23 protein-coding genes and 3 pseudogenes are annotated in these 25,270 nt (G+C 57.2%); 10 read left to right on the plus strand and 16 right to left on the minus strand.

Features of this window, described 5'->3' with window-relative positions:
• Positions 1 to 5: 5 nt before the first annotated feature.
• From B0E49_RS16205 to B0E49_RS16230, 6 genes are all read right to left on the minus strand, one after another.
• Positions 6 to 785 carry an aldolase gene (locus tag B0E49_RS16205; RefSeq protein ID WP_077563337.1) on the minus strand — a complete coding sequence of 260 codons (780 nt, stop codon included), beginning with the start codon at positions 783 to 785 and terminating at the stop codon, positions 6 to 8.
• Positions 786 to 907: 122 nt separating this feature from the next.
• On the minus strand, positions 908 to 1,261 hold the full coding sequence (arsC, locus tag B0E49_RS16210; RefSeq protein ID WP_077563339.1) for an arsenate reductase (glutaredoxin): 354 nt from the start codon (positions 1,259 to 1,261) through the stop codon (positions 908 to 910).
• Positions 1,262 to 1,292: 31 nt separating this feature from the next.
• On the minus strand, positions 1,293 to 2,813 hold the full coding sequence (locus tag B0E49_RS16215) for a tripartite tricarboxylate transporter permease (protein ID WP_077563340.1): 1,521 nt from the start codon (positions 2,811 to 2,813) through the stop codon (positions 1,293 to 1,295).
• A gap of 28 nt (positions 2,814 to 2,841) precedes the next feature.
• Positions 2,842 to 3,360 carry a tripartite tricarboxylate transporter TctB family protein gene (locus B0E49_RS16220; protein ID WP_217349254.1) on the minus strand — a complete coding sequence of 173 codons (519 nt, stop codon included), beginning with the start codon at positions 3,358 to 3,360 and terminating at the stop codon, positions 2,842 to 2,844.
• A gap of 93 nt (positions 3,361 to 3,453) precedes the next feature.
• Positions 3,454 to 4,476, minus strand: coding sequence for a Bug family tripartite tricarboxylate transporter substrate binding protein (locus B0E49_RS16225; protein ID WP_077563341.1), 1,023 nt, complete (start codon positions 4,474 to 4,476; stop codon positions 3,454 to 3,456).
• A gap of 304 nt (positions 4,477 to 4,780) precedes the next feature.
• Entirely contained in the window at positions 4,781 to 6,001 is a 1,221-nt protein-coding gene (locus B0E49_RS16230) for a pyridoxal-phosphate-dependent aminotransferase family protein (protein ID WP_077563343.1), read from the minus strand.
• 123 nt (positions 6,002 to 6,124) lie between these two features.
• On the opposite strand from B0E49_RS16230, the gene B0E49_RS16235 reads away from it, so the two are divergent.
• Positions 6,125 to 6,802 (plus strand): GntR family transcriptional regulator, encoded by a 678-nt coding sequence (locus tag B0E49_RS16235; protein ID WP_077563344.1) that lies wholly within the window; start codon positions 6,125 to 6,127, stop codon positions 6,800 to 6,802.
• On the opposite strand, the pseudogene B0E49_RS20940 reads toward B0E49_RS16235, so the two are convergent.
• The 10 genes and pseudogenes from B0E49_RS20940 to B0E49_RS20945 all read right to left on the minus strand — a co-directional run.
• A pseudogene (locus tag B0E49_RS20940) lies at positions 6,798 to 6,962 on the minus strand (IS3 family transposase); the annotation flags it as partial. The gene B0E49_RS16235 and the pseudogene B0E49_RS20940 sit on opposite strands and share 5 nt — an antisense overlap.
• A gap of 363 nt (positions 6,963 to 7,325) precedes the next feature.
• Positions 7,326 to 8,081, minus strand: a complete 756-nt coding sequence (locus tag B0E49_RS16240; RefSeq protein ID WP_168175079.1) for a FadR/GntR family transcriptional regulator — start codon at positions 8,079 to 8,081, stop codon at positions 7,326 to 7,328.
• Positions 8,082 to 8,183: 102 nt separating this feature from the next.
• On the minus strand, positions 8,184 to 8,963 hold the full coding sequence (locus B0E49_RS16245; RefSeq protein ID WP_168175071.1) for an enoyl-CoA hydratase/isomerase family protein: 780 nt from the start codon (positions 8,961 to 8,963) through the stop codon (positions 8,184 to 8,186).
• A 16-nt stretch (positions 8,964 to 8,979) separates the two neighbouring features.
• Positions 8,980 to 10,140, minus strand: a complete 1,161-nt coding sequence (locus B0E49_RS16250) for a CaiB/BaiF CoA transferase family protein (RefSeq protein ID WP_077563403.1) — start codon at positions 10,138 to 10,140, stop codon at positions 8,980 to 8,982.
• Entirely contained in the window at positions 10,121 to 11,797 is a 1,677-nt protein-coding gene (locus tag B0E49_RS16255; RefSeq protein WP_077563348.1) for an FAD-binding protein, read from the minus strand. Before B0E49_RS16255 ends, B0E49_RS16250 begins: the two co-directional genes overlap by 20 nt.
• Entirely contained in the window at positions 11,790 to 12,791 is a 1,002-nt protein-coding gene (locus tag B0E49_RS16260; protein ID WP_077563350.1) for a Bug family tripartite tricarboxylate transporter substrate binding protein, read from the minus strand. Before B0E49_RS16260 ends, B0E49_RS16255 begins: the two co-directional genes overlap by 8 nt.
• An 86-nt stretch (positions 12,792 to 12,877) precedes the next feature.
• Positions 12,878 to 14,311: an aldehyde dehydrogenase family protein gene (locus B0E49_RS16265; protein ID WP_077563405.1), complete on the minus strand. Its 1,434-nt coding sequence runs from the start codon at positions 14,309 to 14,311 to the stop codon at positions 12,878 to 12,880.
• A 62-nt stretch (positions 14,312 to 14,373) separates the two neighbouring features.
• On the minus strand, positions 14,374 to 15,312 hold the full coding sequence (locus tag B0E49_RS16270) for a dihydrodipicolinate synthase family protein (RefSeq protein ID WP_077563351.1): 939 nt from the start codon (positions 15,310 to 15,312) through the stop codon (positions 14,374 to 14,376).
• Positions 15,313 to 15,635: 323 nt separating this feature from the next.
• Positions 15,636 to 15,851, minus strand: a pseudogene (locus B0E49_RS21060) (transposase); the annotation flags it as partial.
• Positions 15,796 to 16,283, minus strand: a pseudogene (locus tag B0E49_RS20945) (transposase); the annotation flags it as partial. The pseudogenes B0E49_RS21060 and B0E49_RS20945, both read right to left, overlap by 56 nt.
• 184 nt (positions 16,284 to 16,467) lie before the next feature.
• Here B0E49_RS20945 and B0E49_RS16280 point away from each other — a divergent pair.
• The 9 genes from B0E49_RS16280 to B0E49_RS16320 all read left to right on the plus strand — a co-directional run bounded on the left by B0E49_RS16280 (position 16,468) and on the right by B0E49_RS16320 (position 25,239).
• Positions 16,468 to 17,256: an IclR family transcriptional regulator gene (locus B0E49_RS16280; protein ID WP_168175073.1), complete on the plus strand. Its 789-nt coding sequence runs from the start codon at positions 16,468 to 16,470 to the stop codon at positions 17,254 to 17,256.
• A gap of 38 nt (positions 17,257 to 17,294) precedes the next feature.
• The gene (locus tag B0E49_RS16285; protein ID WP_077563354.1) at positions 17,295 to 18,161 is read left to right on the plus strand and encodes a branched-chain amino acid ABC transporter permease; all 867 of its coding nucleotides are present in this window, start codon (positions 17,295 to 17,297) and stop codon (positions 18,159 to 18,161) included.
• A complete protein-coding gene (locus B0E49_RS16290) occupies positions 18,158 to 19,165 on the plus strand; it encodes a branched-chain amino acid ABC transporter permease (RefSeq protein WP_077563356.1) in 1,008 nt (335 codons plus the stop codon). Before B0E49_RS16285 ends, B0E49_RS16290 begins: the two co-directional genes overlap by 4 nt.
• Entirely contained in the window at positions 19,162 to 19,914 is a 753-nt protein-coding gene (locus tag B0E49_RS16295; RefSeq protein ID WP_077563358.1) for an ABC transporter ATP-binding protein, read from the plus strand. The genes B0E49_RS16290 and B0E49_RS16295 overlap by 4 nt, the downstream gene beginning before the upstream one ends.
• Positions 19,911 to 20,627, plus strand: coding sequence for an ABC transporter ATP-binding protein (locus B0E49_RS16300; protein WP_077563359.1), 717 nt, complete (start codon positions 19,911 to 19,913; stop codon positions 20,625 to 20,627). Before B0E49_RS16295 ends, B0E49_RS16300 begins: the two co-directional genes overlap by 4 nt.
• 85 nt (positions 20,628 to 20,712) lie before the next feature.
• Positions 20,713 to 21,930 (plus strand): ABC transporter substrate-binding protein, encoded by a 1,218-nt coding sequence (locus tag B0E49_RS16305; RefSeq protein WP_077563360.1) that lies wholly within the window; start codon positions 20,713 to 20,715, stop codon positions 21,928 to 21,930.
• Positions 21,931 to 22,051: 121 nt separating this feature from the next.
• Entirely contained in the window at positions 22,052 to 23,635 is a 1,584-nt protein-coding gene (locus B0E49_RS16310; protein ID WP_168175074.1) for a class I adenylate-forming enzyme family protein, read from the plus strand.
• Between the two features lie 72 nt (positions 23,636 to 23,707).
• On the plus strand, positions 23,708 to 24,505 hold the full coding sequence (locus tag B0E49_RS16315; RefSeq protein WP_077563364.1) for an enoyl-CoA hydratase/isomerase family protein: 798 nt from the start codon (positions 23,708 to 23,710) through the stop codon (positions 24,503 to 24,505).
• Positions 24,502 to 25,239, plus strand: a complete 738-nt coding sequence (locus B0E49_RS16320; protein ID WP_077563366.1) for a nitroreductase — start codon at positions 24,502 to 24,504, stop codon at positions 25,237 to 25,239. Before B0E49_RS16315 ends, B0E49_RS16320 begins: the two co-directional genes overlap by 4 nt.
• Positions 25,240 to 25,270 lie beyond the last annotated feature (31 nt).

A 25,270-nucleotide genomic window follows, 5' to 3' on the forward strand; every position in this document is an offset into this window, starting at 1 on the left:
CCAAATCAGCGCAAAGCCTCATCATCCTGCTTCAGGATGCGCCGGGCGAAGTAATGAAAAGTGCCGGCGATGGCCTTGGGTTTCAACCGATAGTCATGCGCTTCGCGCGCATGATCGGCGTTGATGGGCTTGATTTCACCGATCGAGCGAGCCAATACCTGCATGCGAGCAGCACGTTCGATAAATACACCCAGCACGCAACTTTCCTCTATGGATGCAGCAGCCACCAGTTGACCATGGTGGGCCAGCAAGATTGCACGCTTGTCCCCCAATGCTTCGTGAATGATGCGACCCTCCTCATCCCCGATCGGCGCACCAGGCCATTCCGCCAGATACGCACAGTCATCAAAAAACATGCTGGTATCCATATGCGCGGCTACCAAGGGCTCACCTATCAGAGACAATGCCGAAACATAGGGCGGATGTGTATGGACAATCGCATTCACGTTGGGGCGATGGCGATAGACCCAGAGATGAAACCGGTTCGACGGATTCACCATGCCGTCGCCCTCGAGGATGTTCAGGTCATCGTCGACGAGAACGACATTACTCGCCATTGCCTCGTCGAAACCTAGGCCGAAGCTCAGCATCCAGTAGGTTCCAGGTCTTTCGCCGCGCACAGTAATCTGGCCGGCCAGCGCGGACTCATGCCCCTCAGCAGCCAAGATTCGGCAGGTCAGCGCAAGTTTCTGCTGAACAGTCCAATCGGGCACATAGAGAAATTTCTCCATGTTTCTTGCCGTTTGTTGGTGATACGCTTCCTTTGGGCGAATGATTGCAGTCATGTGACATCTCCGTGATTTACTTTTGATAGGTCGGTTGGGCTCAAAACTCCCAACCGACGATGATTTTCCAAGAGGCTTTCGCGTTTGATCGAAATATGGCCCAGTAGGCGATATTCGAGTTTTTATTTCAAAATCTCCAGAACCGTTTCGGGTGGCCTACATAGTCTTGTTCCCACCGACGTTGTGACGATGGGCCGATTGATCAAGCTCGGATCACTGATCATGAAATCGACCAACTCATCATCGGACCATCTCTCGCTTGCCAAATCAAGCGTCCTGTAGGCTTCTTCGTTTGTCCGGAGCAAATCCCGTGCAGAGAGGCGCATTGAACGGAGCAACTCCTGAAGCCTTTCTTTCGTAAAAAGTGTCTTCATGTATTCGATAATTTCTGGCTCGATGCCATGATCACGAATGAGAGAGAGTGTGTTTCGCGAGGTTCCACAGCTAGTGTTGTGATAAATGGTAGTTTTGAACATGAGAGTTTCCAATTAATTTACTTCGTTTGATTCATACGCGTTGCGCCTTCACTCGTTTCGGCCATTTTTTTCTCTTCCTCCAAAGCGATATAAGCAATGGCCAAAGCAATAGCACGAGCGCCAAGGTGGTTATGCTTCCCACAAGAGAGTTTGACCAAAATATATTGAGGCTTCCGCTGGATGCGAGCATTGTCTGGCGAAAGGCATCCTCGGCCCTAGCACCCAGTACAAGTGCGAGCACAAGGGGGGCCATTGGGTATCTGAGTTTCTTGAAGAAGTAGCCGACAACACCGAATAGCAGCATAAGCCAGACATCGAGCATCGAGTGGTGAATCGTGTAAGCGCCGGCCGAGCAAATCACAACGATTATGGGGGCAATGATGGAAAATGGAATCCGCAAGATCGATGCAAATAAGGGGACGGTACAGAGAACGATGATTAGACCTGCCACATTACCCAAATATATACTCGCTATTAACCCCCATACGAAGTCTTTTTGCTCGACAAAAAGCATAGGACCCGGCTCCAGACCCCATATCATCAATCCACCGAGCAAGACGGCCGCCGTCGCAGAGCCGGGGATGCCCAATGCGAGCATGGGCATCAGCGCGCACGTGCCAGATGCGTGGGCCGCGGTCTCAGGCGCAATGACGCCTTCCATTTGGCCAGTTCCGAATTTCTCTGGCTCGGATGAAAGCCGCTCTGCCAGCCCGTAGCTCATGAACGACGCAGCGGTTGCGCCGCCAGGGGTAATCCCCATCCAGCAGCCAACGGCCGCGCTTCGCAACAGCGTAGCCCAGTAGCGAGGAAGTGTGGCCCAAGTTTTCAAAATCACCTTAAGACTCATGTTCGCATTTTTCCCCTGGAAATCCATGCCCTTCTCTACCGTAAGCAAAATCTCACCGATCCCAAATAGTCCGATTACCGCGACAAGGAAATCAACGCCCTGCGTCAGCGATGTGATACCAAAGGTGAGGCGAACTTCGCCGCTCATGGAATCCATGCCCACCGCCGCCAAGCCGAAGCCGAGCATCATGGCGACGACAGTTTTGGCAACTCCCCCGCTGTTCATGCCGACAAAACTGCAGAAGGTCAGGAGGTAGACGGCGAAAAACTCCGGCGGCCCGAACCGCAGTGCAAATTTCGCAAGAAGTGGCGCCAGAAATGTGATTAGTAATACGCCGACCAGGGCACCGATGAACGCCCCCGTAAAAGACATTGTGAGAGACTCCGCAGCCCGCCCTTGCTGCGCCAGTGGATATCCGTCAAAAGTGGTAGTCACCGAAGACGGCTCTCCAGGTATATTGAAAAGAGTCGCAGTAATGGCCCCCCCGAATAGCGCTCCCCAGTATATGCAGGAAAGCATGATGATTCCGGAGGTCGGAGACATCGTAAATGTAAGAGGCATCAGGATTGCAACGCCATTGGGCCCTCCGAGACCCGGCAACACGCCAACCAGGATTCCCAAGAGAATCCCAATCAACATGATTCCGAGGCCGTACCAAGTCAGGACAACCGAAAATCCATGAAGGAGCGAATTAATTTGATCCATGATGATTATTCTTCCTTTTGATCACGCCTTAATAACCAAACAAAGACTCAATTGGACCTTTCGGTAATGGCACGAGAAACACGATCTCGAATAAAATGAAGAGCGCCAGGCTAAAGCCAACGCTAACCGGAATGGCCCTCCACCAGCTGGTATGCTTGCTGATACGCATAAATCCAGCAATGAAAATCATGGATGCAACATAAATTCCGACGAACTCAATTCCAAAAATATACAGCAAGCTTGGAATAAAAATTGTCAAAACTGATTTCAATTGCTTTGGCTCAACAAAAGGCTTAACATTTCTATTGCCGCCAAAAAATGCCGAGAAAAAGATGACGGCACTGGCGAGGCAGAGAATTGCGCCAATGCGAAATGGAAAATATCCGGCCTGCAGATTGCCATCAAGCCATCCAGCGCCTATTCGATGGCTATCGACCATTATCGCCACACCGATGAGAAATATAACAACAGCAACCACCGCGTCCGCCATCCAGCCGGAGGCCGATTGGCTATGAGTGTTTTTGGTTTCTTCCTGATTCGTGCTCATGTTTTTGTACCTCTACACATCGGCGGAACTATCTTGCATTGGGATGGTTTCGTCATACTACCGTGATCTTTCTGAGCCCCAATATTTCCACCATTATTTGGAAATTAGCCCGGATTTCTGCATAACTTCATGATTGCTCTTTTCGTCTTGCTCCAAGAATTTGGAAAACTCTTCTTTCACGAGAAAATCATCTTTGTATGCTCCTCGGTTCATGAAATCTTTCCATTCGGGCGTCTCCCTGATCTTCTTCAGAAGACCGACGTAGTAATCAATTTGCTCAGGCGTTACAGCTTTCGGCATAAAGATACCTCGCAGCATAAGATATTCTGCATTTATGCCAACCTCTCGACAAGTTGGAATATCGGACCAAGACATGCCATTCGCAACTGGCTCCTTGAAAGGCATTCGGCTGCTGTCCAACACGCAAAGCGGACGCGCATCTCCGGACCGCCATGTAGCGATATGCTCGATCGGGTTGTTTACATCTGAATCAATGTGCCCTCCGACCAGCTGAGTAGAAATCTCTCCGCCCCCTTTGTAGGGAATGAAGGTGAATTTCACCCCTGCGGCAGCCTCGATGATTTTGGTGACAATCTCATCTTCTCGCTTTGCACCCGCGCCGCCCATTTTGAATGTCTTAGGCGCTGTTGCTTTGACAGCTTTGATGTAATCAGGTGCGGTTTTGTAAGGCGTTTTTGAATTTACCCACAGGACGAATTCATCGCGTGCAAGGAGTGCGACCGGCGTGACATCCCGCCAGTTGAATGGTAGGTTAGTTGTAAGAGGAACGGTGTAGAGATTCGAAAGCGCAATCATGATCTTATTCGCGTCACCGGAGCTGTCTTTCAAATCGATAAACCCCTGACCGCCACCACCGCCGTTTTCGATTATTACGATGATTGGCTTATTCGTGAAATGGTGCTTGGACGCGATCCCCTGAATTTCGCGCGCCATTTGGTCTGCACCACCCCCGGCCCCTCCGGTAACGATGAAAGTTATCGGCTTCGTTGGCTCCCACGCTGCGTAGGCAACCGTGCTGGCACAAATTAAGCCGGCAACAAGGTATTTGGCGTGCCGCTGCAATTTCGCATATCGGCGAGAGATCGTTTGATTCATTTCCGTTGCTCCTAAAAAAGGTTTCACGACGAGACAGGGCAAGCTGATTTCTCAAGGCCTGTCCGATTTGAACGGGATTTCATGTGCCCCACGCTTGTGTGGCGATCACTGCCTTTTGACAGGCTTCGAGCACAGAAAACGAGCCCGTTTGAAGCCGAATTGCGCGGGTGGCCGGGGAAGTGCGGCCCTGCGCCTGGTTAGCGCTGTGCTGGGAGGAATTGCATGTTGCGCTCCCATTGGCGATTCCCGCATTGCTGGCTTTAGAGATCATGGCCTGGGTAGTGACGTTGTAAGGCGTGTGAATTTAGAGGGCCGGATGCCGTGCAACCGGCCGGGCAGTCGATTGCAGATACTCAATCGCCGCGCGCACGCCGCTACCGCGCACTGGGGCGCCAGCCATCTGGAGCCCCATTTCACAACCACTCAAAGTGGCCATCAAGGTGAGATCATTGCAGTCGCCCAGATGGCCAATGCGGAACATCCGGCCTTTGACCTTACCTAAGCCGGCACCCAAAGACATGTTGAAGTGCTCATAAATCGCGCGGCGCACTGCATCCGCGTCGACGCCTTCGGGCATCATGACTCCCGTCAATACTGGCGAGTGGAATGCCTCATCGGCACACTGAATCTCAAAGCCCCAGGCGCGTACAGCTTGGCGGCAAGCTTCACCGAGCCGCTGGTGACGCGCGAAGACGTCGTCCAAACCCTCCTCGAGAATCATGTCGATGGATTCGGCGAGACCATACAGCAGGTTGGTACTTGGTGTGTAGGGCCAGTAGCCGTTGCGGTTCATTTCCACGATCTCGTCCCAGGCCCAGAAGGCCTTTGGAAGCTTTGCGGTCTTGCTCGCAGCTAGCGCTTTCGGGGACAGTGCATTAAAGCTGATCCCCGGAGGCAGCATCAGCCCCTTCTGCGAGCCGCTGACGGTCACGTCCACGCCCCATTCATCATGCCGGTAGTCGGCTGACGCCAAACCCGAGATCGTGTCGACCATGAACAACGCCGGGTGCTTGGCCGCGTCAATCGCACGGCGTACTGCGGCAATGTCTGAAGTGACACCGGTGGATGTTTCGTTGTGTACGACGCAAACGGCCTTGATGCGATGGCCGCCGTCGGCTTTGAGCCGACGCTCGATCGCATCAGCCTGCACACCGTGACGCCAGCCCTCCATGCCCGCAAGTCCCAGGAACTCAGGCTCCAAACCGAGGCGCTCGGCCATCTTTTTCCACAATGAAGCAAAGTGACCCGTTTCGTACATCAGCACGGCGTCGCCGGGACTCAAGGTATTGACCAGAGCGGCCTCCCAGGCGCCGGTACCTGAGGAGGGATAGATCACAACGGGGTGCTGGGTTTTGAAGATCTTGCCGATACCGCTGAGCACCTGGCGCCCCAAGGCACCAAACTCGGGACCACGGTGATCGATCGTCGGAAAGCTGATGGCGCGCAGGATCCGATCCGGGACGGGGCTCGGCCCCGGGATCTGCAGAAAGTGACGACCCGAAGGATGAAAGTTAAGGTTTTGCATTCGTGTTCCAAGAGTCAGCTGCGACAGTGCAATATACAATATACAAAACGCAATAATAACAATCTTCAAGAGAAGTACAATAAAATTTCGTTAGGAATAACCCTATATATACAAAATACAGATATGGAAAAAACCATCACCGCGGGCCTTGAGGTGGCTCGAGACAATTTGCAGCAGCGGGTTGCCGTTCGGCTGCGTGAGTTGTTGATCCACGGCACCATCGCACCGGGCAGCAAGCTCAATGAGCGGGATCTTTGTGAGCAGCTTGGGGTCTCTCGCACCCCCTTGCGCGAGGCTGTCCGCCTGCTTGCCGCCGAAGGCCTCGTGTCCCTGGATCCGGGACGGGGCGCCTTCGCGCCGACCCTGTCGGCCGAAGATGTGAAACACACCTTTGATGTTCTGGGTGTGCTGGAGGGGATGGCCGCCGAGCGCGCCGCCACTCACATTACCGACGGTGAGTTGGCCGAGATGCGCGCGCTCCAGCTCGAGATGCAAGCCGCGTTTGAGCGCCGCGACCTGCCAGGCTATTACCGGCTCAACGCGCGCATTCATGATGCGATCAGCGAGGCGGCGCGCAATCCGGTGCTGCGCAACACATGGCAGCAGTTGAATGCGCGAATGCATGCATTTCGATTTCGTTCCAATCAGGACGAGACCAAGTGGGCGCGGGCACTTGGCGAACATGCTGCCATGCTGCAGGCACTGGAAGCTCGTGATGGGACAGCGCTGCGGCAACTTTTGATCGAGCATCTGCAGCGCAAGCGCGATGCCGTACTGGAGCAAATGCGCGTCTCAAATTGACGTAGCCCAGCGTCGAGTGCGATCTTTTGCGGTTGTCGAAAGTGATGCGGGAAATCACCTCGTCCATGGCCTCGCGTCGTGTGGCAAACCTCCTGCCATACAGCCCTCCGACTCTCAGGCGACCCCGCAGACTCTCAGTGGGCGCGTTGTCCAGACAGTCAGTTGCCCAAGGTTTGCACCCGCACGCCCAGTACCTTGGCCGTCACAGGTACCGCCTACCCGCCTTTGACCAGCCGAACCGCCTCAAGCTTGAATTCCAGGGTGTACTTCCCCCGCGCTTGTCCGTCTTTTCTCTTGCTCATTCCTCCTCTCCAATCGCTGAATTTTCACATCAGCTACGGAGTACGTTTTTCGAGGGCAAGATCACCACTTAAAAATCGCTCCAGGCGTCCGCGCCCCAAATGCCTAGAAACATGGGGCTCCTACACCGCACGGGCGCAGCGCGCATTCCAGGGCGCTTCGCGACATCGTTCTCCGACGCGACCTAGAGACTCGCCTAGAATATTTCGAATACAGAGATGCGCTACCGGTCCTGATTGCGATTGATAAGGCGTTGTCGGGCTTGGTCCAGATGGAACTGCATGGCTACCCGGGCTCGCTCCCCATCTCGGGTGCGAATCGCCTCGACGATGGCGGAATGCTCCTCCAAGACCTTTTGAGCGCGTCTGACAGAGCCGGTCCGAGTTAGGCTGATAGTCAATCTCATGAAGCCGCTCAAGGCCTCGTGGATACTCTCAAGCACGCTCAAATAGAAATCGTTACCTGTCGCCTGGGCTACGGCCTTGTGAAATGCCAGGTCGTCTTCAACGCTCATGAGGCCATTCGACACACCCTCGGCAAAACGTGCGTGCGCGGCATCGATCGCGGCCATTTGTTCAGTGGTCAATCGCTGTGCCGCTAGCCTGGCCGCGTCCCCTTCAAGAGCGATGCGTACCTCATGGCAGCGCAGATAAGAGGCAACGTTTTCAGCTCCGGCAAAGTTCTGAACGCGATTGGCTGGCTGGTTGCTGACAAAGGAGCCTAGTCCCTTCTGCGCAGTCACCAAGCCATCTGCACGAAGCCGCTGCAATGCCTCGCGCACGACAGGTCGGGAGACCCCAAACCTTGCCGAAATATCGTTTTCGGAGGGAAGCTGATCCCCGACATTTAAACTTCCCGAAGCAATCTGATCGAAGATTTGGCGGTAAAGTTGATCGCTGAGTCTGATGCGTTGACCCGGCTCGAGCGGAAGCGGAATGACAACATTAACCCGCTTCGCAAGTTCAAGATTCGCGCTGATCGGTTTACGTCCTGCCAATTTATAGTCCTCTAAAGCTATCTTTCAAAGATGGATGATATCGGCTGCCTGGAGGCCAAGCCTTTTTACCGCTCTTCGAAGAGCTTAGCCACCTACAAAATTGGGCTGCCGCTTCTCAAAGAAAGCCTTGATCCCCTCCTGATAGTCGAGTGTTGCCTCCAGCGGTTTGCGAAACTCACCATCAACCCTGAAGGCTTCATCCAGCGACAGGCCAGCGGTGCTCCGAATGCTTGCCTTGATTGCGGCCTGGGCCAAAGGTGCTATCAGCGCAAGACCTTTGGCGCGCTCGACACACATAGTGGAAGCGCATCCTTCTTCGGATTGGGCATCTATCAAGCCAATCGCCAAGGCATGCTGTGCGTCTATGTTTTCGGTATTTAAGAGGAAAGCCTTGGCTTTTTGGAAACCTATCAGACGCGGCAGGATGACTGCAGCACCAGCTCCCGGGTATGCGCCAAGCCGGGTTTCCGGCCAGCCAAAAATGGACGTTGGATCTGCTATGCGAAAGTCGCAAGCCAAGGCAAGTTCGAGGCCACCGCCGAGACACCATCCATTGATCGATGCATAAAATATTTTTGAACTGGCAAGAATCGCTTGATTGATATTGAAAAGCTTGCGGCTAAGTTGCCATTTTTGATTCGCATCTGCCGCTGCGCGCTCTTTAAGATCCGCTCCGGATGAAAATGCGGCGCTGCCTGCACCGCGCACGACTACGCTTCGAACCGAGGGGTCAAGGCCGGCTTCTTGAATCGCCTCCAGAAGCGCGTCGGCTACATCTCCCGATAACGCGTTTCGCTTCTCGGCCCGATTGATCGTGAAGAGGAGCGTAGCATTCTGTCGTTCAACCAACAAGCAGTCGTTCATATTATTCCCTTTCGTGCTACGACGCACCATTGAGCCATGAGTGGATCAAATCTTGCCCGCCTTCGTTAAGCCTTGGCGCAGGACTCCAGCCTTCCGTGATTTTGAAACCGGAGTATTTGACGGCCGATCCCAGCGACACGTTGCGGCCAGTATCCGCACCTTCGAACTCGACCTTCATTTGTCGGTGCATTACCTGAGGATTCTGAAATACCTGGTCGATTGTTGCTACAGGCGCACTCGGGACTCCCGCAGCAGACAGCACCTGAACCAGCCAATCAGTGGGATGGGCGCGAGTCAACGCTTCAATCGTGCCGTTGACTAGCTGTCGATGCTGCAATCGGGCCGGGAGGGTAGAAAAGCTTGGATCTTGGATCAATTCTTCTCGGCCAAGCGCGCAAACCAGCTTTTCGAATAGATTTTGCACGCCCGCACCAATAACAATCCATCCGTCCGACGTTTCAAACGCTTTGTAGGGAACCAATTGAGGGTGTTCCGAGCCCATCTTTCCTGGGGTGCCAAAACCCAACAGATATTCGAAAGCTGCATTGGAGAGAAATGCAACCTGGCTTTCTAACAAGCTCGTCTCGACCCATTGCCCTAGGCCGGTCCTGCCACGCTCCAAGAGCGCCACCAGAATCGCGGAATAGAGGTTCATTCCGGCGAGCATGTCGATTGCGGATGTTCCCAGCTTCACCGGGCGGCCACCAGGCTCTCCGGTAATGCTCATATAGCCTCCTAGCGCCTGAATCGTTAGATCAAACGCCCCCTGCTCAGCCATAGGCCCATCCGAGCCAAACCCGGAGATTGATGCATAAATCAACTTGGGGTTGGCGCTTCTTAATGCCGCGTAGTCGAGGTCAAACCGCTTGAGAACGCCTGGGCGAAAGTTTTCCACCAGAACATCAGCGGTCGCGGCTAACCGGCGCAGCAAACGCAGGTCGTCTTCTTTTTTTAAGTCGAGTACCACGGAGTGCTTGTTCCTGTTTGTTGCCAGAAACGTCAGACCCTCCCCGTCCGCGAACGGCGGCCCTTGAACTCGGGTGGGATCGCCTTGGTCAGGTGGCTCCACCTTTAAAACTTCTGCGCCATGATCCCCCAGGAGCATCGTGCAGTACGGCCCCGCGAGGAATCGGGTGAGATCGAGGACCTTGAGTCCTTCAAGCGGTCGCTTGTTCATATGCTCCATAGAGGTTGGATGTGGGAACAGACGTAACCAGGCGGCCTTCGGCAACAAGTCGAACCTCGATTGACCGTCGCCATTCAGAGTCGTTTAATTCTGGGAAATCCGTTCGGAAGTGTGCGCCACGGCTTTCCTGGCGCAGCAACGCACTGTGCGCGATGGCTAGGCCAACCATGGCTGCGCTGCGGGCAGGTGCCAGAGGATTGAATACCGAACCATTCCATACTGTTGAGATTTCACGGTGAATTGCACTAATAACCTGGATTGTGCTTTGCAGACCGACATTCGATCTTCGAATGCCAACCCCGGCACTCATGGCTCGTCGGATGGCCGTCAAATAAGTGGCTACCAGATCGGGATCGATAGCCGCCGAAGCTGTCAAGTGCGGCCGAGTTGCGTTCAGAAACGTCTCTGCAGTCACTGAGTGATGCTCCGTGGCCGCCTCACGCCCTGCGACTCTTCCGAAGATGATTGCGTCCGACGCCCCATTACCGGCAATCCGACTCGCCCCGTGTACGCCGCCCGCCGCCTCCCCGCAGACATACAGCCCCGCAGCGCCAGACCTGCAATGTGCGTCGATCTTGACGCCTCCCATCAGGCTATGCGCCACCGGCTTAACCTGAACGGCCTGCCTGGCGGGATCGATGCCCGCACCGACCAATCGCCGGTAGTGAGTAACGTAGCTCCGCAGGCAATCTTCACGCAGATGGGTCGCATCGAACCATACGGCGCCTTCGTCGGTACCACGCCCTTCATCGATTTCACTCTGGATGCAAAGCGCCATGCGAGCTTTCTCGATTTGCTTTTCACACGCTCCAGGGTTGTACCTGCACATGAACCGCTCCCCAAGGGAGTTGACCAGGGTGGCGCCATCGCCCAGCATTGCTGTTGGCATCTCCATTCCACGCACCGAGGTCGGCGCAGCAACCACCGTCGGCTCAAACTGCACGAATTCCATGTCAACCAGTCCACCCCCCACATCGAGCGCCAAGGCATAGGAGTCACCGACAATATCTGACGGATAGGTCGAGTCGCCATACAGGCCACCGATACCACCAAGCGCAAGAACCGTGCTTGAGGCTCCGAAGCCGGACAGCTTTCCGGTATGTTGATTCAATGCAATTGCGCCTATGACGCGATCCTCGCTGCGCACGAGTGATAACACCTTCAAGCCGAGACGCCGTTCGATACCCAATTCAGCTGCGCGGTTGACGAGTGCCTTGTGAATCGCGGCCCCGGTGCCTGCCCTTACGTAAACTGAACGAGGGAACTTGGAGCCGGACAGATGCCTCAGGGCGGGTTCGCCGCCCAACATCTCGAATGGCACGCCAAGATCACGGAGGTCGGTGTACGCCTGCTCTGCTTCCAGGGCCAACACATTAATCAAGTCGGACTTTCCGAGGTGATACCCGCCTTCGGCGGTATCAGCGGCGAACTGAGCCGCGGAGTCCCCCACTCCTGTTCCCAAAGGTACATTGAAACCCAGGATATAGGGGGACGCCCCCTTGGCGTGGCCGACAAGCGTGACTCGGGCACCGATTCTTGCCGCCGCAATCGTTGCCTGATATGCTGCAACGCCTGCTCCAAGCACCAGCACGTCGCATGCTTCAAACGCCAGCTCGTGCGGGGTCAACGGATAAGGTCTGTCAGTCAAGACGAATGCCCTTGTCGTTGATCACCTTGGCCCAAAGTGCAACTTCAGACTTAAGGATGGCTGCCAGCTCTTCCGGCGTAGATGATTCCGGATCTACACCTTGCTTGGAGAAGGTATTGATGAGATCCGGAGACTTGACAGCCGCCACTATTTCCGTGTTAAGCCGTTTTACTATGGCGGGTGGCGTACCAGCAGGTGCCACGATCGCGAACCGGCCAAGAACGTCAAAATTAGTCTTCAATATTGAGCTCACGGTCGGAGTACTGGGCAACCTTTTCGAAGGTTTAGTCGACGAGATAGCTAAGGGGCGAAGCTTGCCACTTTTGAAGAGGGGCAGCAATGCAACGATGTTCTCGAACGTGGCATCGACCTGTCCCGCCATCAGATCAGTTAACGCAGGGGCTCCACCTTTGTAAGGGATGTGCGTGATATCGATGTGAGCGGCGCTCTTAAAGAGTTCCATTGTCAAATGGGTCGCACCACCCTGCCCGCCCGAGGCGTAGTTCAATGTTCCAGGGTGGCGTTTTGCGTACTCAATGAAGTCTTGGAGCGTCGTGTATTTGCTGTCGGCATTGACGGCAAATACGTACGGCGTGCTGGCTAGCAACGAAACGGGCGCAAAGTCAGCGATAGGGTCAAAAGGTGGTTTCTGGTACAAAGAGCCACTCGCTGCGTGAGGCAGGGTATTGATGATCAACAGCGTATACCCGTCCGGGTTCGCCTTTGCCACTGAAGATGTGCCTACCATTCCACCCGCACCCGCACGATTTTCGACTAACACTGGTTGCTTCAGACTCACCGCGATCTTCTGCGCCAGCGCTCGAGCCAGCGAGTCGTTCGCCCCGCCCGGAGGATATGGCACGACCAGTTTAATCAGATGACTGGGGTAGGCCTCCTGTGCTGCGGCCTCCTTGACGCCGCAGAGGGTAAGCGTGGCAACCAAGGCGAGCAGTAAGACGGCTGCATGCGCGAAAGTTTTGGTGATTGTCGTCATTTAAGTTGTCTCCAATGGATTTAGAAAAAGTAAGGGGTGGCAATTCCTGATGCAAGACGGATAAGACTTCGCCTCAACCGCCTGCTCTATTCGGCGCTCGTATAAGTTGTTTTCACTGTTGTATAAAACTCCGCTGCATAGCGGCCCTGTTCACGCGATCCGTAGCTCGAGCCTTTACGCCCCCCAAAGGGCACGTGATAATCAACCCCTGCAGTGGGAACATTGACCATGACCATGCCCGCTTGGGCGTGACGCTTGAAGTGAGTGGCGAACTTGAGCGACGTCGTGCAAACACCGGCGCAGAGCCCGAACTCCGTATCGTTGGCCAGCGCCAACGCTTCGTCGTAGTCATGGGCACGAATCACATTGGCCACTGGGCCAAAAACCTCTTCGCGACTTATTTTCATGTCGTTGGTGGATCCAGTCAGCAAAGCCGGCTCCAGATAGAACCCGTGCTTGTGCTGCTTCGGCTGCCGGCCTCCAGCAGCCAGTACGCAACCGTCTTGTTGAGCGCTCGCGATATAAAACAGGTCTTGCTTCAATTGATTCGCATCGACGACCGGCCCAATATCGATGTCATCACCACGAGCGTCACCGACTTTTAAACCACCGACGGCTTCTGCCATTGCCGCGACGAATCGATCATGTATACCGTCCGTCACGATGAGCCTCGATGCTGCTGTGCATCGCTGACCAGTCGAGAAAAATGCGCTTTGCACCGCACAATTCACTGCCGTCTGCAGGTCCGCGTCGTCGAGCACGACTAGAGGGTTCTTTCCCCCCATTTCAAGCTGCATCTTTGCCATCCGGCCCGCCGCTGCAGACGCGACCCGACGGCCAGTATTGACCGAACCGGTAAAACTGATGCCATTGACTCGCGGGTCTTCCAGGAATGTCTGCCCTACTTCAGGGCCGCGTCCCATAACCAGGCTGAAGACGCCATCCGGAAGCCCGCTTCGGCTCAGGATCTCCGCGAGCGCCCACGCAGTTCCGGGAACGAGTTCTGCCGGCTTGAACACGACTGCGTTGCCGTACGCCAGGGCTGGGGCAATCTTCCAAGCCGGGATGGCTATCGGAAAGTTCCACGGCGTAATAATGCCGATCACCCCCAGCGGTTCCCGCGTAATATCAATGTCGACGCCCGGCCTGATAGATGCTAACTTTTCACCCGACACTCGCAGAGCCTCCCCGGCGAAGAACTTGAATATTTGCCCGGCTCGCGCCACCTCACCAACCGCTTCCGGCAGGATCTTCCCTTCCTCGCGCGCCAACAGATCACCTAATTCGAGCTTGCGCGCCAAGATTTCCGTACCTACCCTGTCGAGGATGTCGGCACGTTGCTGCGGAGTTGACAAGGACCATGCGGGAAACGCCACCGCTGCTGCGTCGATCGCAGTGCGCGCCTGATCGGCACTGGCGAAAGAGTATTCCCCAATGACGTCGCTGGTATCCGATGGATTGATATTGAGCGAGATGTCGCTGCCGGAGAGCCATTCGCCGTTGATAAGATTGTTCTTCATCTGGGTGTTCATATGGGGAGACATGCCGCCTCCCTATTCCTGTTTGGGATGTGAAGTCAGGGTCAGGCTGCCAATTTCTCGGCGAGTTCGAGGTCGCAAGCCAGAAGCTTCCTGGCCACGGGCTCAACCCGTTGACGCTCGACGTTGTTCAGGCCAGTGACGAATGGCAGCATCGGGCCCATAGGCGCTATGCCCGACAACGTGACTGCGTCGTGCAACACGCGGATCGGATTGATTTCGTCCCTGCAATCTTCCAGTGGGATATACCGTGCCCGCAGGGCTTCGGCATCGGCGTAGCGTCCTTGCTTGAGAAGGCTCAACAGCTCCATCGAGCCAAGGGGGGCAACGCAAATGGAGCCGGAAGTAAAACCGGTGATACCGAAATCTCGCCAGTGGACGATAACCGGTCGCTCGCCGATACCGCTGACGATAATGTCTGCCCCAACGTACTTGATCAAGGCTTCCAGATACGGATCAACAGCCGGATTTTCGCGTACGACCGCGTATTTCACTGAAGCGATTCGACCTTCCGCTCGGAGTTCGCCAAGATGTTCAGCTTTGATGTAATTGTCTGATTTGATGTACATGACCGCCGGTTTGCCGAGCGCATCAGTAAAGCGACGAATGCCAGCGAGCAGGCCTTCTTCGGTTTTCGGGAAAGTGATTGGCAACAGCATTGCTGTCGGAAACGATCGGGTTTTGAGAATTCGTGCCTGATCCATCATCCTGCCGTAGTCTGGTCCAACCGAAGGCAGGACCCATGTGTCATGGCCCGCAGCATCGGCCAGGAAATCCACTATGTCTGCGTATTCACTGAGCGGAAGGTGATAAAAATTTGCGTTGCCACCGTACATCAGGCTCCGAACACCACCGCCCTCCAGATGGCGGATCAACAAGCGGTTGGCTTCTTTATTCAGGCTCAAATCGCCATGGCGTGCCAGGGGCGGAACCGCAATTACGGAACGTTCGAGATCCGCCTTCGTAATGGGAGTGGTTTTCATTGGAATCTTTCTGTAGTTTGGGAGAAATGCCGCGCATCAGATAGCCAGTATACATGTAAGACATGTCCTGTAATTACTCTTTACATGTCAGCTTTTCAAATCATGCCCGGTTGACCGGGGCGATCGCTTGCAGACATAAGCCGTCGCCCCGGGGCGGCTCACCCAAAACGTGCGTCGTCAGGATGACGCCCTCGCTGTGGACTTGGTTGGCGGCACCCAATCCGGCTTCCCACGCGAGACGGTTAGCCATCTGTGGCTGTTCATTAGGATCGCCCGATTCTTCGGGCGCCTCAACCCGAGCGAAGCCAGCGATGCATTGACCTCTCGAAGGCGTTGGTGGTGTAGATCACCCGGCGGATTTGCGGCGGGAAGGCGAAGAAGGGAATCACATGGCTCCAGGCCCGGCGCCGGGCGGCCTGGCGGTGCTGTGCCATTGGCACAATGGTCGTCATGAATGACGCCAAGCTGATAGAGGCACTGTCAGCCGTAGCCGCCACGGGTCTCGGCGTAGATTGCCTTGATGTGCACCAGCAAGGCATCGTCGCTCAGATGGCGGCGCTGCGCGCCGCTGGCTTTGCGCACGAAGTGCTCGTGATACCCCGTCAAACTGATTCGCAGCACCCGGCATTGCACCGAGATCGGCCACACGCGTCGGTGGCGTTGGACAAAGGCGTACTTCACCGCTGCACTTTCGCGAAGTACGCCGTCGCTTTTTCCAGGATATCGCGCTCCATCTTCACGCGCGCCAGCTCGGCACGCAGTCGGCTGATCTCCATCTGTTCGGCACTCACCGCCTTGCTGTCAGCACCGGTGAGCTTGCCCTGGCGCTGCGCCTTGACCCAGTTGAACAAGGTCTGCTCGACCACGCCCAAGGTGCGCGCTGCCGCCGCGATGCTCTGGCCCCCTTCGACCAGCCGCACCGCCTCCTGCTTGAATTCGAGCGTGTAGCGCGCTCTTGCCATCTTCGTCATTTCGACTCTCCTTGCTTGCATTGAAACACTCAGCAAGGGATACGTTTTTCGGGGGCAAGGTCACACCTGCCCACACTTCGAGTAACCAAATATTGGGATGAATATCCCAAAATATAGGGATTCCCCTAGTTCCCGCGCTCGGGCTGATTCTCTAATATCCGGGAACACATCTCAGAAAATGAACATGACTGTACCCGGCCCTCTTGCGCGCTACCACCAAGTCCTTGCGGCCGTCTCCAAGCATTCGAAGGGCCTCGGACTCAATGAGCTCGTGCGCGACACGGAGTTGCCGCGAAGTTCAGCGCATCGTATCGCCGCAGCGTTATGCGAGGTCGGCTATCTCACGTGCGACGCGTCGGGTACATATCGGCTGGGACCGACGTTCACGGAATTGCTTCGGTATGCCATCACGGCGGACTGGAGTACGAACGCATTCCGGCCCGCGCTCGAGTTCCTGGTCAAGGAGCTGGAAGAGACGGCGTTCTTCGCTCGCTTCCACAACGACACCGTTGAGCTGACGGCGACCGTGATGCCCGCGGACCCGGGACGCGCCTATGTCTATCCGGGCGTCGGCCCCCGGCCCCTCGATACCTGCTCATCCAGCAAAGCCATCATGGCATTCGTTGACGAATCTGTCGTGGAGGACATGCACCGCCGCGGCAAGCTGCCGTTCGCGGATGGCTCGATCGACGCATACAAGAAGGTGCTGCGCAAGGTTGTGCGCGAGGGCTACGCCGTGTGCGACGGTCAGATCGACGAGGGTGTCTACAGCATCGCGTGTCCGGTACCCGCCGGGCCGATGCTGGGGTTGTTCAGTATTGGGATTGTCGCCCCGAGGGGTCGTCGGAATGATCGCCAGGTCGACAAAGTCGTTGCCGTGCTGAGGACTGGTGCACAGATCGCATCGAGACAGTTGACCAACGAAATTCACTCCACCGGAGTGTCGGCCGGCTTCGAGCGGCGCCATCCGTAGGACCACCAAGCCCAATCACCGCACGAGAGGTCCACCTTATGCTTCTTCTCTCCGTTCTCCTAAATGGATTGGTTTTCGGATCAGTCCTGATGCTCTTCAGTCTTGGCCTGACACTGATCTACGGTGTGGGGCGCGTGGTGAACTTCGCGCATGGTGCGTTCTTCAGCGTCGGCGCCTTCGTCGGGATGGCGATGTCCACTGCAGGGCAACCATTCTGGGTCTGCCTGATCGCCACGCCGTTGCTGGTAGCCGTCGGCGGTGCGCTGCTCGATTGGGCGGTGCTCGCCCGGCTACGGGACCGTCCCATGCTCGACGGGCTGCTGCTGACATTCGGCATCGCGCTCGCGTTGACGGGTGTTCTTTATGCGGCTGGCGGGCGCTCAGTTCAACTTTTCCCAGTGCCGCCCGCGCTGGCCGGATCCACATCGATCGGCGGAGTCGGTCTGCCTACTTACCGCCTCTTCCTCGCTGGTTTCGCCGCCGCGCTTATGTTGGCGCTCATGGTGTGCCTTGGGAAGACGACGTGGGGACTCCGTGTCAGGGCGGCCAACGATCAACCAGAGATGGCGGCGTGTCTCGGGATCAATCGCGAAACGCTGATGCACTCTGTCGTCGGAGTGGGCGCGGCCTTAGCTGCCGTGGCGGGCGTCGCTGCAGCCCCAATCGTCACCGTGCAAGCGACTGTGGGCGACAAACTGCTCATTCTCGGATTCCTCACCGTGATCATCGGCGGCCTCGGCAGTTTTCGCGGCGCGATCGTAGCAGCATATGTGGTCGGCCTGACGCTCATCGCGGGAGAAGTCTATCTTGGTGGTCAGCTGGCCATGATCCTGCTTTTGGTCGTGGTCATGGTCATGTTGGTCAAGTGGCCGCGCGGCTTTTTCAATGAAGGAAGAGTGGAATGACTGACACGACGCTCGCCGCGCCTCGCGGCAAAAACCTATTCGGTAAAATTCGAGTCCCACTGCGACAGTCTTTCGCCTGGCTGCTGATCGTGGGCGGTGCTGCACTCCCCTTCTTGGTCGAACCAACGTCTTTCATCCTGATACTGGCTTCGCACGCACTAATCGCGGGACTGCTAGGCCTGAGCCTGGACATGCTGCTCGGCACGACAGGAATGATTTCCTTCGGTCATGCCGGATGGTATGGGCTTGGCGCCTATGTGGCGGGCATAACGGCGAAGGCGTGGACGCCAGACATCTTCGTCGTCGTTGCACTGGCGACGGTCACCGTGGCGGTGCTCGCTGCCGCCGTAGGCGCCGTGCTGGTGCAGCAGATCGGCAAGGCCTTCGCCATCCTCACCCTGGCACTCGGCCAGATCATGTACACCGCGGTGTTCATTGCGCCTTCGGTGACCGGCGGCGAGGACGGTCTTCAAGGGATCCCGGCGCCGACCTTCTTCGGTTCGGCGATCGATGATTTCCGCACTTGGTACTGGGTTCTGTACGCGATCGTGATCGTGGCGACCTTCGGGGCGCTGCTGTGCCGCCGTACCCCGCTCGGTCAGGCCTGGGCGGCGATCCGTGAGAACCAGGAGCGCGCGCGCTTTGTCGGCATGGACGTGAATTCGCTCAAGCTGCTCTCGTACATCATTTCCGCGGCAATGGCGGGCACTGCGGGAGCGCTGTTCGCATTCTTTAATGGCAGCGTCAGCGCCGATGCCCTGCACTGGGCAGAGTCCGGGAAGGTGATGATGTACGTGATCTTGGGAGGGGTGGGCACCTTCATCGGACCGGTGTTGGGGGCGGCCGTCTTCACGGTGGCGCACCAGTACATCAGCAGCCTGTCCGGCGAATGGCTGATCTATTTCGGGCTGCTCATGATCTTTCTGGTCCTGTTCGCGCCCAAGGGAATTTACGGCCTCTACCGCCGCGCGACGCAACGCCTCACGGGGAGGGCTGCGCAATGACTCTCGAAGTCAGGAACCTCTCGAAGTCGTTCGGCGGACTCCGCGCCGTCAGCGACGTCTCTATCACCGTGCGGCCAGGCACGATCCATTCGATCCTCGGACCGAACGGCGCCGGCAAGACAACCCTGTTCAACGTCGTCACCGGCGCCTTGCCGCCCACCTCAGGTAGCGTCCATCTGATGGGTGTCGATGTCACCGGGCGTAGACCCGATGAGTTGGTCTACAAGGGCCTCGCTCGTACCTTCCAGCGTACCAGCATCTTTCCTTCGGTGACGGTGGCGCAGAACGTCGCCCTCGCATTGCGCTCGCGCATGAAGCTCAATACGTCGATGCGTGTCGATGGCGATGCGAGGCAGCTGATCGAATCGGAAACCCTGCGCGTGCTGGGGGCCGTGGGGCTGGCGAGCCAAGCGCACACGACTGCCGGACAGCTTTCACACGGCAGCCAGCATGCCCTGGATATTGCGATCGGATTGGCGCTCTCTCCCAAGTTCCTGCTCATGGACGAACCGCTGGCCGGCATGTCGCGCGGAGACCGGGAACGAATCGCCAGTGTCATAAGGTCCCTGCGGGACGAGCACCAGCTGACCGTCGTTCTGGTGGAACACGACGTGGACATCGTGATGCGCTTGTCCGACACGATCACCGTCATGCAGAACGGCGCTGTCATCGCGGAGGACGAGCCGTTGGCGATCCAGAAGAGCCCCATCGTGAAGCGGGCGTACCTCTCCGGGGAGATTGCAGCATGACGTTGGACCTCCTGAACGTGTCCGCCTACTACGGCATGAGCCAGATCCTCCACGGCGTGTCGGTGTCAGTTCAACCAGGCAAGGTGACGTGCCTTCTCGGCCTGAACGGCATGGGCAAGACGACAACCCTGCGCTCCATCATGGGACTTGTCGATCGAATCGAAGGCGAGATCAGGCTGGGTGGATCCGCTCTTTCGGGGCCGACGCACAAGAGGGGGCGCCAGGGCGTCACGCTTGTGCCGGAAGATCGCAAGGTCTTCGCGGGTCTGACTGTGCGCGAAAACCTGGAAGTTGCCGTTTCGTGCAGGAGCATGGCCGAAAACCAGGAGCCGATCACGATCGATCAGATGGTGAGGCAATTTCCGAAACTCGGTGAGCGGATGACCCAGAAAGCGGGGACGCTCAGCGGGGGTGAGCAGCAAATGCTCGTCGTCGCGCGCGCCATGGTTGCGAACCCGAAGTTCATCCTTCTCGATGAACCCACCGAAGGCCTGGCACCCTCATACGTCGAAGCCATTCGCGCTTCCATCCTGGATGCCCGCAAGCAAGGGATTGGCATTTTGCTGGTCGAACAAAGCTTGCCGCTGGCGCTCAGCGTGGGCGATACCTTCCACGTCATGGAGAACGGCTCCATCGTCCTCTCGATGCAAGGCGATGAAGCGCGGAGCAACGTCCAGAAGATCCAGGCGTTGCTCACCATCGGCGTCGACTGAAGGCTCACCGGCCGCGTAGTCATGCCGATTAGCTGTGGACAATTTTCATCACGCAACGAGTCAATACATTTAACTAGGAGACAACATGAGAAAACTGAGTACCGCTTGGTCGATGGCTTCGGTGTCGGCCGCAATGGCGCTGACGGGCGCGTTGGCGTTCGTGGGCCCCGCAGCAGCCGAGGATCTTGTGATCGGCGTGCCCCTGCCGATGACGGGCTATCTGAGCTCATTGGGGATTGATCAACGCAATGGTGTGGAGCTTGCCGTCAGGCATCACCCGAAAGTGCGAGGGATGGACGTCAAACTAGTCTTCGAGGACACGCAGACCAAGGCCGACATCGCGCTGCAAAAAGCGCAGAAGCTCGTGTTTCAGGACCATGCCAAGGTGCTGACCGGTATGACAGCGAGCTCGGACACGCTGTCGATTGCCGGCCAGGCTGCGCGTCTGAAGGTTCCAATGGTGACGCTGTTTGCACAAGTCAATCAAATCACTGGAGCGCAGTGCAACAAGATGCTCTTCCGCACGGCGCCGTACGACGGCATGGCGACCAAGGGCATGGCGCTGCTGATGAAGGATCGGCCAGACCTGATCGCCAAGAAGTGGTTCGTCGTATATCACGACATTCTCTGGGGCCGGGACAACAAGGCGCAGTTTGCATCGTTGCCGGGCGTGAAGATCGCGGGAGAAGCCGGGCGTGCGCCAGGCAGCGCTGACTGGGCAAGTACCGTGGCTCAGATCCAAGCCAGCAATGCGGATGGCATCTACCTCGCCCTGGCCACGGGGGATGAATTGCCCGCCTTCGTGCGGCAGGCGCGGGATTCCGGTTTGAAGCAGGTGATCCTCACGCCGGTCGGGATGCCGGATTCGATGCTGCAGTCGATCGGCGACAGCGGCCAGGGCATCATTTCCGCCGCGTTACTTGGAAGCTGGATGCTCGAAGACAAGAACGCCGACATCGCGAGATTCAACAAGGCCTACTTTGATGCTTACAAGATGGCGCCAGGACAAACTGCTATGCAGGCCTATGCTGGAACTCAATGGCTGCTCGCCGCGCTCGAGAAGGCGAAGTCACTCGCCCCGGCGGATCTCGTAGCGAGCTTCGAGTCCACCTCGGCGAAGACGATCTTCGGGGACCTCACAATGAGAAAGGAAGATCATCAGGGCATGCTGGGCATGTACCGCGCGGAATCCGTGAAGCTGGACGCGCCAAAGTATGGCGCCAAAGTGGGCTGGAAAGTGACCCGCGCCCTGTCATGGGACGAAATCGGATTCTCGGTAGCAGAGACCGGCTGCAAGCTCTAAGCGTTCGCGCTGTGAAGCTGGGCGGGCCGCGATGATCGCAGTCCGCCCTCTCGCCCGGCATTCCGAACCCGTCGCCCCATCTCTAATTAACATCTTTCCGGTAAATCCAATGAGATCGTCCTTGCGCCTTGAGAGTCAACCTCTGAGCCTCGCCGAGTTCTGCTTCTTTAACGCCGTCGAGTTCCCTGATCGGCTTGCAGCGACAGACGAGAACAACCGCCTCACCCATGCTTCTTTAGCGCAGCGCGTGCGCGCCACGGCGCACTTCCTGATCGAGCAGGGCGTGCGGCCTGGAGACTGCGTGGCGGCTCTAGTGGGCCCCAGCTGCGACGGCTTGGTATTGTTCCTCGCTGTCAACGCCGTCCGGGCCAAATGGCTGGGACTAAACACGAAGTACAAGTTTAGGGAGATGCAATACGTCGTGGACGATTCTGGCGCGCAGTTCCTTTTCTTCGTGTCGAGGTGTCGCGAGCGAACGTATCATGAGGAAGTGCAAGGCCTGTTGCAGCACTGTGGCACCATCCGTCGGTCCTATTGTATTGACGCTGACGACACGTTGGCTCCATCGGTTTCCGGCGTATTGAAGACGGCGGCCGAAACCGGGGACGCGGCGCTCGATCTGCTGCTGGCTGATCGCGGCCGTTCCGACGACATCGCCATGCTCGTCTATACCTCTGGATCGTCTGGCCATCCAAAGGGGGTGCTGATCCCGAACAAGGCGATGATCCGGCGCACGCAGACGCAGATCTCTCAACTCCCAATGGACGACTATCCGCGTGTGCTCAACGCGTACCCGATGAATCACGTCGGCGGCGTTCACTGGGTCACGTCGTATGCGCTGGTCGCAGGTGGCACTGTCAATTTCCGGGACGGCTTCGACGTGCGTGCCCTCCCGGATCTGATCGAGCAAGCCCGGATCAACGTACTCCAGATCTTTCCCGCTATGTACCAGATGCTGCTGGCCGAACCGTCGTTTCGTCCCGAGAAGCTCAAATCGATCAAGTGGCACTTCTTCTCCGGCGCTCCCATTTCCGAGTCGCTGCTGGCGCACGTCCGGTCCTGGGGCGGACAAATCATCACGTCATATGGAATGTCGGAGACTTGCGGGTCCGTCACCTATGGCGGACCCGGCCTTCCCGACGAGGTCCTCGCGAACACGATCGGCAAGCCAACGCCGGAGGGCGAAGTACGTGTGGTCTCACCGACGGGCGCGATCTGCGGGCCGGGGCAGGTCGGCGAGATGCACGTGCGGCGAGACTTCGGGATGACCGAATACTTCAACCGGCCGGAGCAGACCGGGCGCGCCTTTACCGACGACGGCTGGTTCAAGACGGGAGACCTCGCGCTAGTGATGGAGGAGGGGCACCTGCGCTTCGTCGGACGGCTCAGCGAGATGTTCAAGTCGGGCGGATACAACGTCTACCCGCGGGAAGTCGAACTCGTGCTGGAAGCCCACCCGGCCGTTTCCATCGCTGCCGTCGTGGGGTGTGCGCACCAGGTCTTTGGCGAGGTCGGCGCCGCATTCGTCGTTCCAAAAATGGAATTCCAGGTGACTCCTGCGGATCTCAAGACATGGTGCAAGGAACACCTTGCGGACTACAAGATACCCAAGTTCTTGGAGCTTCGCTCAGACCTGCCGATGCTTCCGATCGGAAAGGTGGACAAGGTATCGCTGAAGTCGTCATTAACCGTGGCAACCAGTTAGCCCCGGTGCTGGGACCCCAAGGAAGCGCGGAAGTCTCCGTGCCCAAATCATCAACAATACCTGGAGAATCACATGTCATGCGTGCGCATTGAAAAGGCTGACCCGGCGATCGCTATCCTGACAATGGAGCGGCAAGCCAAACTGAATGCATATGACGACGGACTGATCGATGGCTTGACCGCAGTCTGTCTTGAACTCCAGGACGACACGCGCGTCAAGGCAGTCATCATCACCGGCGGCCTGCGCGTGTTTTCCGCCGGGGCAGACGTCAGCTTGTTCGATTCCATCGAATGCGAGCCCGATGTCAACAAGGTCCGCCGGATGCTGCAGAAGGGCAAGCGAATGATCGATCTTTGGGAGAACCTGCCGATGCCCACGATTGCCGCTGTCGAGGGTGGAGCTGTCGGCGGAGGTTTCACTCTCGCCTTGGCATGCGACTGGCGCGTCTTCGCCGAAGATGCCTGGGCCATGATCCCGGAGGTGAAGATCGGACTCAACTACGGTTGGGGGACGCTTCCCCGGCTCGCCGCGCTCGCAGGTCCTGCCCGTGCGAAGTGGATGTCCATCCTGTGTCGCAGGCACGGAGCGGCGGAACTGGCGCAATGGAACATCGCCGAGGAGGTGTCTGCGAAAGGTCAGGCCCTGGATGCAGCCCTAGACATCGCCCGCGAGATCAGCCGGCTACCCATGCTCGCGCCTCAACTCATCAAGCGTTCCGTGAACGCCCACAGTTTTGCGCTGGCCAAGAGTTCGTCGATAGGTGACATGGAAGACATGCTCGTTTGCATGACAGACCCCGAAGGTGCGGAGATGCGGCGTCAAGCCGTTTCCAAAATTCGCTCCTCTGCTTCCAAGGTAGCGCACCAATGAGTGCTTTGCGAAGCCAAGCGATTGTTCGGGACAGCGCGAGCGTCGACTCGGCCATGGAGAGCCGCTTTTCCTGTCGTGCGTTTCTTCGCGACACGCCCGTGCCGCGCCGATTGATCGACGAGATTCTTCACGTTGCGAGATATGCCCCTTCAGGGACGAACACGCAGCCGTGGAAGGTCTATGTGCTGCAGGGATCGCATCTTGCGTCGCTCACCGGTGAAGTATGCGAGGCGTTCGACAGCGTGCGATTCAACCAAGCAGTACCTTCCGGGTCCCACGAGGAGCACGACTACTATCCGCGCACCTGGCAATCGCCGTATCTTGAGCGCAGGAGGGAAAACGGCTGGGGCCTTTATGGGGTGCTCGGGATCACCAAGGGCGATAAGGAGGCGATGCATCTCCAGCATCGCCGCAACTACCAATTCTTCGACGCACCGGTTGGGTTGATTTTCACGATGGATCGCAATTTGCGTCGAGGGTCTCTCATCGATTACGGGATGTTCATGCAGAACATCATGCTCGCGGCCCGGGCCCGCGGTCTGAACACTTGCCCGCAGGCGGCATGGACCGAATTTTCGGGAATCGTTCTTCGGCACTTGGGCGCTACTCCAGCCGAGACGCTTGTTTGCGGCATGGCGCTTGGTTTTGCTGACGAGGCCGCGCGGGTGAATACGTTTCAGGCCAGGCGCGAGGACCCGCCAAGTTTCACGTGCTGGCTCGGCGAAGCGGAGTAGCCGCTACTGTCCCGGAAATCCATTCGATCCT

This window comes from Polaromonas sp. C04, from assembly GCF_002002705.1.
Taxonomy (GTDB): Bacteria; Pseudomonadota; Gammaproteobacteria; order Burkholderiales; family Burkholderiaceae_C; genus Rhodoferax_A.

Bases quoted from the DNA above. Each gene is read 5' to 3' on its own strand.
- B0E49_RS16290 (WP_077563356.1), top strand. From the start codon at position 18,158: ATGACTGACACGACGCTCGCCGCGCCTCGCGGCAAAAACCTATTCGGT.
- arsC (WP_077563339.1), bottom strand. From the start codon at position 1,261: ATGTTCAAAACTACCATTTATCACAACACTAGCTGTGGAACCTCGCGA.
- B0E49_RS16230 (WP_077563343.1), bottom strand. From the start codon at position 6,001: ATGCAAAACCTTAACTTTCATCCTTCGGGTCGTCACTTTCTGCAGATC.
- B0E49_RS16315 (WP_077563364.1), top strand. From the start codon at position 23,708: ATGTCATGCGTGCGCATTGAAAAGGCTGACCCGGCGATCGCTATCCTG.
- B0E49_RS16295 (WP_077563358.1), top strand. From the start codon at position 19,162: ATGACTCTCGAAGTCAGGAACCTCTCGAAGTCGTTCGGCGGACTCCGC.
- B0E49_RS16245 (WP_168175071.1), bottom strand. From the start codon at position 8,963: ATGAACGACTGCTTGTTGGTTGAACGACAGAATGCTACGCTCCTCTTC.
- B0E49_RS16235 (WP_077563344.1), top strand. From the start codon at position 6,125: ATGGAAAAAACCATCACCGCGGGCCTTGAGGTGGCTCGAGACAATTTG.
- B0E49_RS16250 (WP_077563403.1), bottom strand. From the start codon at position 10,140: ATGAACAAGCGACCGCTTGAAGGACTCAAGGTCCTCGATCTCACCCGA.
- B0E49_RS16205 (WP_077563337.1), bottom strand. From the start codon at position 785: ATGACTGCAATCATTCGCCCAAAGGAAGCGTATCACCAACAAACGGCA.
- B0E49_RS16215 (WP_077563340.1), bottom strand. From the start codon at position 2,813: ATGGATCAAATTAATTCGCTCCTTCATGGATTTTCGGTTGTCCTGACT.
- B0E49_RS16280 (WP_168175073.1), top strand. From the start codon at position 16,468: ATGACTGTACCCGGCCCTCTTGCGCGCTACCACCAAGTCCTTGCGGCC.
- B0E49_RS16225 (WP_077563341.1), bottom strand. From the start codon at position 4,476: ATGAATCAAACGATCTCTCGCCGATATGCGAAATTGCAGCGGCACGCC.
- B0E49_RS16320 (WP_077563366.1), top strand. From the start codon at position 24,502: ATGAGTGCTTTGCGAAGCCAAGCGATTGTTCGGGACAGCGCGAGCGTC.
- B0E49_RS16260 (WP_077563350.1), bottom strand. From the start codon at position 12,791: ATGACGACAATCACCAAAACTTTCGCGCATGCAGCCGTCTTACTGCTC.
- B0E49_RS16265 (WP_077563405.1), bottom strand. From the start codon at position 14,311: ATGAAGAACAATCTTATCAACGGCGAATGGCTCTCCGGCAGCGACATC.
- B0E49_RS16285 (WP_077563354.1), top strand. From the start codon at position 17,295: ATGCTTCTTCTCTCCGTTCTCCTAAATGGATTGGTTTTCGGATCAGTC.
- B0E49_RS16300 (WP_077563359.1), top strand. From the start codon at position 19,911: ATGACGTTGGACCTCCTGAACGTGTCCGCCTACTACGGCATGAGCCAG.
- B0E49_RS16305 (WP_077563360.1), top strand. From the start codon at position 20,713: ATGAGAAAACTGAGTACCGCTTGGTCGATGGCTTCGGTGTCGGCCGCA.
- B0E49_RS16270 (WP_077563351.1), bottom strand. From the start codon at position 15,312: ATGAAAACCACTCCCATTACGAAGGCGGATCTCGAACGTTCCGTAATT.
- B0E49_RS16220 (WP_217349254.1), bottom strand. From the start codon at position 3,360: ATGAGCACGAATCAGGAAGAAACCAAAAACACTCATAGCCAATCGGCC.